The sequence below is a fragment of the Chryseobacterium daecheongense genome (genome assembly GCA_027920525.1).
Lineage (GTDB): Bacteria > Bacteroidota > Bacteroidia > Flavobacteriales > Weeksellaceae > Chryseobacterium > Chryseobacterium proteolyticum.
Genome location: CP115858.1, coordinates 4,711,715 through 4,724,436, shown reverse-complemented (window position 1 = coordinate 4,724,436; position 12,722 = coordinate 4,711,715). Strand labels below are relative to the sequence as shown.

General features: G+C 34.9%; 13 protein-coding genes. 5 read left to right on the top strand and 8 right to left on the bottom strand.

What is annotated here, in order from left to right:
- The first annotated feature begins 161 nt into the window (after positions 1-161).
- Complete coding sequence (gene ccoG, locus PFY10_21180) at positions 162-1,604, top strand: cytochrome c oxidase accessory protein CcoG (protein WBV56700.1); 1,443 nt, start codon at positions 162-164, stop codon at positions 1,602-1,604.
- Between the two features lie 9 nt (positions 1,605-1,613).
- On the opposite strand, the gene PFY10_21175 is transcribed toward ccoG, so the two are convergent.
- Complete coding sequence (locus PFY10_21175; GenBank protein ID WBV56699.1) at positions 1,614-2,495, bottom strand: AraC family transcriptional regulator; 882 nt, start codon at positions 2,493-2,495, stop codon at positions 1,614-1,616.
- 166 nt (positions 2,496-2,661) lie between these two features.
- Between PFY10_21175 and PFY10_21170 the strand changes: the two genes are divergently transcribed.
- The 3 genes from PFY10_21170 to PFY10_21160 all read left to right on the top strand — a co-directional run bounded on the left by PFY10_21170 (position 2,662) and on the right by PFY10_21160 (position 5,155).
- Complete coding sequence (locus tag PFY10_21170; protein ID WBV56698.1) at positions 2,662-3,006, top strand: MerR family transcriptional regulator; 345 nt, start codon at positions 2,662-2,664, stop codon at positions 3,004-3,006.
- A gap of 209 nt (positions 3,007-3,215) precedes the next feature.
- Positions 3,216-3,629 carry a copper resistance protein NlpE N-terminal domain-containing protein gene (locus PFY10_21165; protein WBV56697.1) on the top strand — a complete coding sequence of 138 codons (414 nt, stop codon included), beginning with the start codon at positions 3,216-3,218 and terminating at the stop codon, positions 3,627-3,629.
- 239 nt (positions 3,630-3,868) lie between these two features.
- On the top strand, positions 3,869-5,155 hold the full coding sequence (locus PFY10_21160; protein ID WBV56696.1) for a helix-hairpin-helix domain-containing protein: 1,287 nt from the start codon (positions 3,869-3,871) through the stop codon (positions 5,153-5,155).
- Between the two features lie 23 nt (positions 5,156-5,178).
- Here PFY10_21160 and rluF read toward each other — a convergent pair whose 3' ends face one another.
- The 6 genes from rluF to PFY10_21130 form a co-directional block, all read right to left on the bottom strand.
- Positions 5,179-5,901, bottom strand: coding sequence for a 23S rRNA pseudouridine(2604) synthase RluF (gene rluF / locus PFY10_21155; GenBank protein ID WBV56695.1), 723 nt, complete (start codon positions 5,899-5,901; stop codon positions 5,179-5,181).
- Positions 5,901-6,410: a hypothetical protein gene (locus PFY10_21150; GenBank protein ID WBV56694.1), complete on the bottom strand. Its 510-nt coding sequence runs from the start codon at positions 6,408-6,410 to the stop codon at positions 5,901-5,903. Before PFY10_21150 ends, rluF begins: the two co-directional genes overlap by 1 nt.
- A gap of 80 nt (positions 6,411-6,490) precedes the next feature.
- On the bottom strand, positions 6,491-7,189 hold the full coding sequence (truB, locus tag PFY10_21145; GenBank protein ID WBV56693.1) for a tRNA pseudouridine(55) synthase TruB: 699 nt from the start codon (positions 7,187-7,189) through the stop codon (positions 6,491-6,493).
- A gap of 30 nt (positions 7,190-7,219) precedes the next feature.
- Positions 7,220-8,038, bottom strand: coding sequence for an undecaprenyl-diphosphate phosphatase (locus PFY10_21140; GenBank protein WBV56692.1), 819 nt, complete (start codon positions 8,036-8,038; stop codon positions 7,220-7,222).
- Between the two features lie 80 nt (positions 8,039-8,118).
- Positions 8,119-8,415, bottom strand: a complete 297-nt coding sequence (locus tag PFY10_21135; protein ID WBV56691.1) for a DUF3098 domain-containing protein — start codon at positions 8,413-8,415, stop codon at positions 8,119-8,121.
- A 4-nt stretch (positions 8,416-8,419) separates the two neighbouring features.
- The gene (locus tag PFY10_21130; protein WBV56690.1) at positions 8,420-9,319 is read right to left on the bottom strand and encodes a permease-like cell division protein FtsX; all 900 of its coding nucleotides are present in this window, start codon (positions 9,317-9,319) and stop codon (positions 8,420-8,422) included.
- Between the two features lie 91 nt (positions 9,320-9,410).
- Here PFY10_21130 and rsmA point away from each other — a divergent pair, with 91 nt between their 5' ends.
- A complete protein-coding gene (gene rsmA / locus PFY10_21125) occupies positions 9,411-10,181 on the top strand; it encodes a 16S rRNA (adenine(1518)-N(6)/adenine(1519)-N(6))-dimethyltransferase RsmA (GenBank protein WBV56689.1) in 771 nt (256 codons plus the stop codon).
- Between the two features lie 81 nt (positions 10,182-10,262).
- Here rsmA and PFY10_21120 read toward each other — a convergent pair whose 3' ends face one another.
- The gene (locus tag PFY10_21120) at positions 10,263-12,635 is read right to left on the bottom strand and encodes a choice-of-anchor L domain-containing protein (protein WBV56688.1); all 2,373 of its coding nucleotides are present in this window, start codon (positions 12,633-12,635) and stop codon (positions 10,263-10,265) included.
- Between the last annotated feature and the right edge of the window lie 87 nt (positions 12,636-12,722).

The following is a 12,722-nucleotide window of genomic DNA, read 5'->3' as shown; positions in this document are numbered from 1 at the left end:
AAAAATTGATAAATGTCCCATTTGTCCTATTCAATACGTGTATACTATTAGTAATGTATTCCCTTAATTAAGAGCTTTGCGGTAAGAAACTCAATAGATGTTTTTTAATAAAAAAAACAACAAAATGAGGGATTATTCAATTGGTTATTTAAAATAAAAGAATGAATACAGGCACCAAACCCGAAAAGGTTATAGCAATAGAGAATGAAGCTTTCAGAAATTCTGTGGGAACAATGGATGATACAGGAAAAAGAAAATGGGTGTTCCCCCGCAAACCCAAGGGGAAATATACCAATTACAGAAATTACACCAGCTATATCCTGCTTGCTTTGTTTTTTATTCTACCTTTCGTAACCATTAATCATAACCCTTTTCTTCTGATTAATGTTATCGACAGAAAATTTTTCATTGTGGGGCAACCTTTTTATCTCCAGGATTTTTTTATTCTGGCTCTGGGCGCTGTTACTTCTGTCATATTTGTTATGCTTTTTACAGTAGTTTTCGGACGAATATTCTGTGGCTGGCTTTGTCCGCAAACTCTTTTTATGGAGATGGTTTTCAGAAAAATAGAATATTGGATCGAAGGTGACCGTAATAAGCAAATGAAGCTGGACCGACAGGAATGGAATAGTGAAAAAATAAGAAAGAGGAGTCTGAAATGGTCGGTATTCCTTTTGGTTTCGTTAATTATCAGTCATTTCATGTTCATGTATATTGTAGGATACAGAGAGGTTTTTAAAATCATGAGTGAAGGCCCTGCAGAACATTCTTTGAAATTCATTGTTATGCTTTCTTTTACAGCTGTTTTTTATTTTACTTTCGCATGGCTCCGTGAGCAGGTATGTACATTGGTATGCCCCTACGGACGCTTACAGGGAGTTCTTATTGATAAACAAACCATCAATGTATATTATGATTTTAAAAGAGGTGAAAACCGTTCCAAATGGAAAAACGGTGAAGACCGAAAATCAGAAGGAAAAGGAGATTGTATCGATTGCCAGCAATGTGTCGTGGTTTGCCCTACAGGAATAGACATCAGAAATGGCCAACAGCTTGAATGTATTAATTGCACGGCGTGCATTGATGCCTGTGATGAAGTAATGGAAAAAATAGGTCTTCCAAAAGGATTGGTTCGCTACGCAACTGAAGCTGAAATTGAAAACCAATCCAGGTTTATTTTTACCTCCAGAATGAAAGTCACTACGGTTTTTCTGGCATTATTAATCGGTTTTCTTGGTTTTCTAATGTATGACCGTGGATCTATGGAGGCCAAATTTATTAAACCTGCCGGATCCACTTTCTTTACAAAAAATGGAAAAATAACGAATACATTTATTTATACTTTTTTAAACAAAACCAATGAGAAAAAGGTTTTAACAATAAAAGTAATAAGTCCTAAAAATGGCGAGATCACTTTTTTTGGTTCAGATAAAATTGTATTAAAGGGAGATCAGATCTTAAAAGGTAACATTAATATTACATTTCCTGAAAAAGACATCCGATTTTCCAAACAGAATATTGTGATTGCTGTACTTGATGAAAAAGGCAAAATTGTGGATACTTTTGAAACAACTTTTGAAGGACCTTTCAAACTATTGTTGTAGTCAAAAAGTTTATGATTTATACTTTTGAATAAACTGAGTCGGGGTTATTCCGGAAGTTTTCCGGAATACCCTTACAAAATAAGAATATTCTTCATACCCCAATCTGAAGGCAATCTCAACAAGACTTTCGCTTAAATACATCAGCATCCGTTTTGCTTCCAGCATTACCCTTTCAGTAATAACTTCTGTAGTCGTTTTCTGAACCATAGTCTGCGTAATTCTGTTCAGGTGTTTAGGAGAAATATCCAGCAAAGAAGCATAAAATGAAATCGATTTTTCTTTTGTGAAATGTTCTTCGAGTAAAGTCTCAAAATCCTGATAGTGCTTTAAATATGAAATACTAACCGGGGAATTAAAAGTATTGTATTCTTTAGAAAACAACCTTGATGAGGTGATATACATTTTTGTAATCACTGAAAGTATCAGCCCCTCCTTCATAAGGTTATGAGAATAATACTCATTCTGAATCTCTTCAAACAAACCAACCATTGGGTTCAGGTATTTTTTTTCAAGCTGAAGCTTTCTTGAAAAATTCACCGAACTAAAAAAAGGGAAGTTTCTCAGATGCTGATTGATATAATGCATATCATAAAATTCCTGAGATAAGAAAAAAATATACCCGTCCGTGTCTTCCGAAAGTTCCCAGCTGTGGACCTGACCGGGTGATAGAAAAAACATGCTTCCCTCTGAGACATCATACCTGTGAAAATCGACTTCATGAATTCCTGTCCCTTTTGTAAAAAGCACCGTTACGTAAAAATCATGCCGATGGGGCTTCTCAATATGTTTATGGCTGCTGACCAAATGATCTTTCATTGTATTGAAATAAAAATCCGAAGCATTTTTCCCGGACTGAAAAAGATCAATATGAAGTACAGATATAGAATTCAAATCTATTAATTTACTTCAAAATTAAAAAAAGACTTTCATTTAATCTTAAATAGCACTGGAAGATTATAGTATTTCAAGAAAAGAAAAGAGTTTTAAGAATATATTTGGATGGTAAATTTGTAAAAAAATTCAAAAAAAATTATCTTTGAAGATTAGGATTCATAAAATGAAGATAAATTTACCCGATAAGCTGTATTATTCAATAGGAGAAGTTGCTAAAGCATTTGATGTAAACACTTCATTAATACGTTATTGGGAGCAGGAATTCCCTATTATCAAACCTAAAAAAAACAAGAAAGGTAACCGGTACTTCACCCCTGAGGATATTAAAAACCTGCAGATCATTTACCATCTGGTGAAAGAAAAAGGTTACACGCTGGATGGAGCAAAGATCGCTTTGGCAACAAACAGTAAAATATCCGAGACCATTACTATTATCGACCGTCTGGAATTCGTAAAAGCTGAATTACTGAAATTAAAAGAATCTTTAGTAGAAAAAGACTCTGAATAACAGAAACGGATAAAAAATACCCTAACCTTTTTTTCCAAATATCAGATTTTACATAAACATCTGCTAATCCTGTGATGATCAATTTTCTGCCCCTTTTCACACCTTGGCAAAATAAGATCAGCAATGAAAGCTCAATGACTTTTTCACTTATTTATTTTATTTTTTGGCATTATTTTAGTTAGTAAGAAACCAAATTTAAAAAACATATTATGAAAAATTTATTTCTCGCAGCAGCTTGCGCATCATTCATCGGATTTACTTCTTGCAGTACAATGAAAAATCAAAAGGAAAATACTTCGGTAACTAAAACTTCTACTTTTGTACCAGGAGTTTATAAAGGAAATATCCCTTCAGGAAGCTCAAAACAGAATGTTGAAATCACTTTCAAAGATGATAATACTTTCGCTTTGTCTGAAACTTTTCCTGGTAGTACAACTCCAATGTCAAGTACAGGGACTTGGAAGTATTACAAAGACACCAATAAGGTAATTTTAAAGTATTCAAATATTGCAGACCGTGTAACAACCTTCTCAATTGTCAATGATAAAACAATTCAAATGCATAGCGGAAGCGCATGGACAAAAGAAACAGCAGGAACAGAATATAATCTTGTTCGTCAGTAATACAATAATCTGTTATTAGTTAAATATATCCCCAAAATGTTTTTGGGGATTTTTTGTGCCATCATATATCATATTATCTCGATTATTCCGATGAGTAGGCTTGAAAAAATTCAATTAATCAAAAGATCAGCTTCATTTTAAAAAGGATTACCATCAAAAAACAACCCTTTATATATCATTATATCAAATTCTGAACATTATTCTTTTAAAAGTTGAGGTTTATCAATAAGTTTAGCTTGATGAAAAGAAGCTACTATCAAAAGATTGCATTTTTAGGTATACTGCTGCTCATATTATTCATCTTCCAGGAGTATACCAGTAAAGAAAAAGAAAATTTCCCCGAAATAAAGTTTGTGTCGGAGGAAAACGCTTCATTGTATTTAACCGAATTTAATCCTAATGACCTTAACGAAAAACAGTGGCAAAGCCTTGGATTTTCTTCAAAACAGGTATTAACGATACTAAACTATAAGAAAATTGTTGGTGGAGAATTTACTTCTAAAGAACAATTACAAAAATGCTACGCTATTTCCAAGGAGAAATTTTCAGAGATCAGTCCATACATTATGCTCCCAAATGACCATAAGGGTATAAAAAATGATAGATCGGGAGTGCCTGATAAAAAAACAATTACCGTCTCCGGAACATTCAATCCGGATCACCTTTCTGAAAAAGAATGGGAGAATATGGGATTCAGCCCGAGACAGGCCCAAGCGATTTTGAAATACAAAGCTTATCTGGGAGGTAGTTTTGTAAGTAAAGAAAAATTAAAAGCCTGCTTTATAATCAATGATGAAAACTATCGATTATTAGCACCACATCTGCTTTTACCGGAAAAAACACCTGAAAATTTAAAAAACATTTCTAAGAGTACTGAGCAAAAGCCTCGTATTTATCTCCGTTTTTTTGATCCTAATACTTTAAACACAGCAGGATGGCAATCTCTTGGTTTTTCCGAAAAGCAGGCATTAACTATAGTTAATTACAGAGATAGAAATTTAAAGGGACGTTTTAATACCTATCAGGATATTCAGAAATGTTTCGTCATTTCTCAGGAAAAGTTTGAAGAATTAAAACCCTATATTAAAATCAAAGATCAGCAAAATGATGAAAAAAAGAATCAAATCATTCAGCAAAAAACAGATTTCGCATCTACTGATTTAAATCAAATTACTTTTAAACAGCTTCTGGAATTCGGACTTGATGAAAAAAGTGCAGGATCAATTATTGGTTTCAGAAAAAAACTGGGCGGATTCGTTACCAAACAGCAAATCCTGGAAACTTACAATATAGATACAGATCTTGTGCAGAAATTAATTTCAATTTGTAAGCTTGATTCGTCCGGCATCACAAAATATACACTTGTGGACGCGCCGGAAGAATGGTTAAAGAACCATCCTTATTTCAGATACTCTGCAGATAAGATTATTTATTACCGTGTGAGCAATCCCGAAGACAAAAAAATATGGAAGTTTCTGAAATTAAAGCCAGAATATGAGACAAGGATGAAATTATATCTGAAATGATTGAATCTTACTTTCTTATCAATTTAATCTACCGTTTTACTGGAGTCTTCGAGCAACTTGTTCAAAGCGGATAGCTCCTCATCGGTAAGATCTCTCCATTTTCCTACAGGTAAATCCAGCTTGATATTCATGATACGCATCCTTTTAAGTTTTTTCACTTCGTAGCCCAAATATTCACACATTCTGCGAATCTGCCTGTTGAGGCCTTGGGTAAGAACAATTCTGAACGTCATATCATCTACTTTTTCTACTTCACATTTCTTAGTCACGGTATCCAGGATGGGAACTCCATTTCTCATTTTCTCCAAAAATCTCGGATTAATCGGCTTATCGACTCTTACAAGATATTCCTTTTCGTGATTGTTCCTGGCCCTTAAAATTTTGTTAACAATATCCCCGTCACTGGTTAGAAGTATTAGGCCTTCACTAGGTTTGTCCAACCTACCAATCGGAAAAATTCTTTTAGGATGATTGATATAATCTACAATATTATTTTTTTCTCTTTTTGTATCTGTGGTACAAACAATACCAATTGGTTTATTAAAAGCAATATAAACAGGTTTTTCTTCTGTTTCCCGGATCGGTTTACCGTCTACTTCCACAACATCTTCGTCGGAAATTTTCGTTCCCAATTCAGGAATCTGCCCGTTGATTTTTATTCTCCCTTCTTCCAGTAATTTATCTGCCGCTCTTCTTGAGCAGAAACCAACTTCTGATAAATATTTATTAATCCGTGTCTTTTCCATTAATCGTCTCCGTAACCCGTGTAGTTTTTATTACTAAAAAATGTTATCCCATAACTCAAACCGATAAAAAAAGCATTTGATTTTCCAAAGTTATGATTTTCAAGAACAAGTCCTCCTTCCTGGCTTAATCTTTTCGAATATGACACCTGTTTTCCCAACTTTATTCCCCAGAATTCAGCATTTGAAACAACAGAGTGGTTGATCTGCTTTCCATAATTAATATCAATAAAAAAAGGTTCATCTCCAGGACCAATTATGAATTTAGGCTGGATAACCCAATAAAGCAAATGAAAATTCTTATCCGTAAAACTATATTTTATCCCTGATCCTAAGGCAAAGTTAGGAAGAAAATTATACCCACCGATAACTGTCATTCCAAAAGTAATTTTATTAGGGAGATAAGGAGCTATGTATTGTTGATAATAGGCTGAATCCTTATTTCTGTCATCCTGAATACTATTTCCAAGATTATATCCTAAATTGAGAGTGGGATTAACATAAAAATCCATTTTCGGCTTTTTGTTCTCAACATTTTGAGCGTATGATAGAGTTATCGAAAATAAACTTATGAACAAAAGGAGAGTTTTTTTCATATACTTTCAAATTTAAAATCATTTTCTAAAAACTTTTCTGTACTGTCTTCTATCTTATATTCCCCGATCTTCGTGCGTCTCAGTTGCGTTAAATATGCACCAACACCAAGCTCCTGCCCAATATCATGTGCAAGACTCCGGATATAGGTCCCCTTTGAACATCCTACCGTAAAACTCACAAAAGGAAAATCAATCTGAATATTATTAAGATAAAAAATAGTAGTTTTTCTCGACTTCATCTCTACTTCTTCACCTGCTCTCGCTAGATTATAAGCTCTTTTCCCATCAATTTTTATAGCAGAAAAAACCGGAGGTTTCTGGTCTATTTCTCCAACAAATTTTTGTAAAACTGCTCTTACCTGCTCCTCGGAAACGTTTGAAATATCCTGATGAAGAATTTCAGGTTTTTCAGTATCGTAAGATTCCGTCTGAACCCCTATCTTGATTTCAGTCCAATATTCTTTAGGGGCATCCTGTATTTCAGGAATTTTTTTAGTGAATTTCCCGGTGCAGACAATGAGTAAACCTGTTGCTCTAGGATCTAAAGTTCCGGCATGCCCAATCTTAAATTTTTTAGGAAGTTTAAACTCACTTTTGAGTTTATATTTCATTTTATTAACGGCCTGGAAAGAGGTCCAATCCAAAGGTTTATCAAGTAAAAATATATGGCCTTCAAGTATATTTTCGGCAGTCATAAATTGGTAATAAATAGGTAAGAGAATAATTTATTTAAAGAAATAGAAATAAATCAATAAAGCTATTCCTACAAAAATACGATACCATCCCCAAGGTTTGAAACCATATTTATTAAGAACTCCGATAAAAGCTTTAATAGCAATCAAAGCCACAATAAATGCCACGATATTTCCAATGATAAAAATAGTAAGATGATCTTGTGATGACAAAATCATTTCATATCCTTTCTGAGGATTAGGAGTTTCTTTTCCCCAAGTTTTTACAAAAACTGAATACACAGTAACTGCCAGCATCGTAGGAACAGCAAGGAAAAATGAAAATTCCGCGGCCGCCTTTCGCGTTAATCCCTGTGTCATTCCTCCGATAATAGAAGCAGCACTTCTGCTTGTTCCCGGCATCATTGCAAGACACTGCCAAAAACCTATGGTTACGGCTTTCTTGATAGTAATCCCCTTTTCATCATCAATTGTCGGGTTTTTAAACCAGGTATCTGCAAATAATAAAACGATTCCACCTAAAACCAAAACAGACGAAATAGCGATCTGATTTCCAAGAACAGCTTCAATCTTATCATCAAAAAGATATCCCAAAGCCAAAGCCGGTACTACCGCAAAGGCAAGCTTATAATAGAATTTAATATTATTAAAATCAAAGAACTTTTTCCAATAAGCAACCACCACTGATAAAATAGCACCAAACTGAATAGATACCTGAAACATTTTTAAAAATTCATCTTCCGGCAATCCCATTAAGCTAGCCGTGAAACCCATGTGGGCTGTAGAAGAAATTGGAAGATACTCAGTAAGACCTTCTATAATCGCAATAATAATTGCTTTGAATAAATCCATATGTATAAAATTAAAAGATTAAAAAGCCTGAAATCCGGAATACTCCGAATTTCTAAAACTTCTTAATCTTAAATAAAAAATTATTTTCTTTTTAAAATCGCATATACTTCTATAACGAAACCGATAACTACAAATAATGGAGCTATCCGGATTCTGCGAATAGAGAAGATACCGTCGTTCCATGAGTTCGGATCATATTTTCCATCGACAGTATTAGCATCGGCACCCATCATCAGGAGAAAACCTACTACAATGAATGCTAATCCAATCAGCATCCATTTAAAGTTTTGTTGTCCGAAATAAAAGGTGTTTTCCTGTGGAGCTTTGGTATCCGTACCAAACTCAGCTGCAGAAAATTTATTTGTTTTTTTGCTCATCTTTTTAAGAGTAATATAAATCGTCAACGTTTGTTCTCAAGAATCTCCAGGTAGCAACAATAGTACTTAAAACGGTAATAAAAATCCCTACCCCGAATACCAGTATAACAAGCCAGAAATATTGCTGATTATTCTGAACAAATGCAGACCCGATCTGACTTGTGAAATAATACCATACTCCAAATAGTGCCAGAAGTCCGATAACAGAGCCTATACAACCCAAAATCAAAGCCTCAACAATAAATGGTTTCAGGATAAACCTTCTCTTTGCCCCTACAAGCTGCATGGTCTTAATAATAAATCTTTTGGAGAATATTTTCAGACGGATTGAATTGTTAATCAAGACAACCGCTAAAATAAGGAATAGTATAGAAAAGCCTAAGATCCATTTCAAGATTCTGTTCAGGTTATTATAAACATCTACCATCAGGGTACTGTTATTCTTTACATCTACAATACCGGGAACGGATTTCAGCGTTTTAATAGCCGCATCAATTTTTGCCGGATCCACATACTCCGGTTTTAAAGCAACTTCAATAGATGAAGGGAAAATATTTTCTTCAAAAAGTGCATCACTATCAATTCCCATACTGGCTTTTGCTTCCTTAGCAGCCATCTCTCTTGAAATATAGGTTGCCCTTTTTACGGGGGCTAAAGTCTGTACTTTTTTAAAAGTTTCTTCTTCCAGTTTCGCAATTTTAACAGAATCTTTAGCGTCATAGTTTTCATCAAAGTATGCGTTTACAACCAACTGCTCCTTGATATAGTCAGAATATTTCTGGGCATTAATTAAAATCAATCCCATTAATCCTAACAAAAATAACACTAAGGCAATACTAATTACCACTGTAATATTGCTGGACCTAAGTCTCTTCTTATTAAATTCATCTACAGATTTCGCCATTAATATTAAATTTTTTGGCTAAAATAGAAAAAATCTTCCGAAATTTGGGACGAAAAAAAGAAAATCATTGTTAACAAAATCATAAAAAACTTTGAGTGTAAAAGCAAAAAAACATCTTGGTCAACACTTCCTGACAGATGAAAACATAGCGAGAAAAATTGTAGAAGGCTTAAGCTTTGAAAACTACAATAATATCATGGAGGTTGGTCCGGGAATGGGAGTCCTTACAAAATATCTATTGGAAAAAGACCAATATATTTATCTTGCTGAAATTGATAACGAGTCCATCGAATATTTGAAAAATCATTATTCAAAAATTACAGATAAAAATTTCGTAGGAGATTTTTTAAAGCAGGATTTTGCTTTTATCAATAATGAACAGCTTGCTATTATCGGCAATTTCCCCTACAATATATCTTCGCAGATCCTTTTTAAGATCATAGATCATTATGAACTTATTCCTGAAATGGTAGGAATGTTCCAGAAGGAAGTTGCAGAAAGAACAGCTGCCGTTCCGAGAACAAAAGACTATGGCATTTTATCTGTTCTTATTCAGGCGTACTATGATGTATCCTATATGTTTACTGTTCATGAAAATGTTTTCAACCCACCACCAAAGGTAAAATCAGGAGTTATCAGGCTAACCAGAAATCCCAAAGAAGGTTTAGCCGGCAATGAAGTCCTGTTTAAGCAAATTGTAAAGGCAGGATTCAACCAGAGGAGAAAGAAATTATCCAACTCTCTTAAAATACTGAACATTCCTGAAGCATTAAAAACCCATGAATTTTTAGATAAGAGAGCTGAAGAACTCAGCGTTAACGATTTTATTTCTTTTACAAAACAGTGGAAAGAAAACGCATAATAAAACTAAGAAATAAAGAAATAGGAAAAGCCTTTCAGATATCTGAAAGGCTTTTCAATTTACAATCTATAAATAAATAATTTATTCTCTGTTTTTAAGTAATATCCAACCAGACCAGTTCATCTGGGCTTTTGATTTAGGATATTCAAAGTTAAATTTATACCAGTACGTAGCGGTAGATAATCTCTTTCCTCCTACGGTTCCATCCCAGATCGGATTTTCTTTAGAGAACCTGAACATTTCCACACCATATCTGTCATAAATAGATCCGGTAAAGTTATTAAAGTTCTTTAGAGACGACAGGTCAAGAACATCATTGATTCCATCTTCGTTAGGAGTAATAATATTGGAAATCTTTAAAGTAAAGAAGTCAAGTGTTCCCACACAATGTGTTCCCTGTATCCTTACCTGAAGATTATATGTTGTATTATCCAATAACCCCGTAAACACGTTAGAGGCCTGCCATGAAATTCCGTTATCAATAGAATACTCAAGTACTCCCGGAATATTATTAAGCGATGGATTTACCGCTGTGATTGTTAATGTATTATTGCCATAATTTAATCCGGTGATAAAAGGCAGAGTAGCTCCCATCACTTTCACCGTGAATACTTTTGTACAGTACCCATTATCTATAGTAACAGAATAAATACCCAATTGGTCTACAGAAATCGTTTGCGTCGTTTCACCCGTACTCCATAAATAAGTATAATTAGGTCCGGCTCCCGCATCCAGTGTAATTCTGTCTCCGATACACATTTCAACATCTTTCAAAGGAGAGGTTATTTCCGGAACTACTTCTACTGTGATTGTAGCAGGCTGCAATGATTTACATCCTTTTGCTCCGATAGCATATACTGTAAACGTTGTAGTATTGAATAAAGTTACGGTTTGTGTATTACCGGTTCCCGGGAAATTACTCCATTGGTAAGTAACTCCGCCAGTAGCCGTAAGGTCTACCGAATCTCCCGGACATATTTTCAGTTTTGTGGAAACAACATGTGCGGTAGGGGTAACCTCTTTTGATAAAGTTAATTTAATCAGCCGACTACAGAACCCTCCATTAGACACCACAACATATAAAATCTGTCCATCATTACCATTATAATTAAGCGGAGTGGTAATATAATTATCATTTTGCGCTAAAGCATCTGCCTGATTTTCATAAAAATGGAATACCGCATTAGGTGTTGTACTTATTGAAGGCATTGCTGTAGTCAAATCAAATGTTGTGACATCCGGCGTAGAGCATAACAATAGCGTAGCATCATTGGCATTAGGAGTTGTCCCCCCATGAATCTGTATAGATGCTTTCCCCGGACATGGATTTCCCGGAAAAGTAACTTCAATAGTATAGGTTCCCGGCTGTACTGCTGTAATGGTATTGGTTGTTGCTCCCGGTACAATGGCACCGTTGTAATACCATTGATACGCCATATTAGGATCACTCACTGAAGCTGTCAGTACCTGAGGAACATTATCACAAACATTGATATCTGATGGCAATGTGCCTCCATCCGGATCCAATAATTCCACTCCTATATTAAAAGATCCACCTTCTAAAAATACCGCTGAATCATAACTTGTATCGATCGCATCAGCAAGAACCATTTTGAAATGATAGGCCTGTCCCGGAATTACCGTTGCGGTAGCCGTAAGAGGAACGGTTCTACCGTTAAAATTAGTCTCAATATTAGTTGTATTATATCCTCCGAAGAATGTTGGATTAATTGCTCCACAACTCAAAGGGCTCCCATCAAACTGAGTATCCGGGTGAATATTGGTTACACTTACAGGTCCTGCACCACTGGGTAATACCGCCATATTGACGTAAGGTGCTGTACCCGCTACAGGTTTAAGCAACAGCGCAAATGCATCGGAATAACTGCATGGAAAGGATGTTGTATATTCTTCGGAAGCAAATAAATAATTAAATTTCACCTGCGAAGAAGTAGGAACGAAATCAAACTCCAATACAACAGCATCATTTAGATTCACTGACGGATTGGTAGCAGCTACCAGATCCGGGTCGCTTCCTGTACCGACAAGGTCACTTAAAGGACTCAATACATCTATATAGCTGTTTCCGGTCCTGTTCGCCTTTCCGGTCACAAGTACAATTCCATCTTTAAAGGGAAAGTTTGTGGTACCCTTATGAAAGTAACCCCACGCCCTATTGACATCACTTGCCGGTAAAGAAGGATTTACCTGGACATTTGACACATTGGGAGTAACACATGAGTTTGTTCCTGATGAAATAAGCACGTCTTTTACAAGCTGAGTAATGTTGTAAGCAGACTCATTATATCCCGGTGCATTTACATCGATAAACGCCCCTGCTTTGGCAGCTAAATTAGGTCTTGGCTTAGGAACTTTTCTGGGATTAATACTTTGTGAATGATAAATATTCAGCGAAACTAAAAAAAAAGAAAACAACAGGAGATATCTCTTCATAATATTTTTGTTTCAACAAATTTAAATTATTTTTAAACATACCACATACATATTTAACATTATTATGTTAAAAAAACAAAGCCTTTC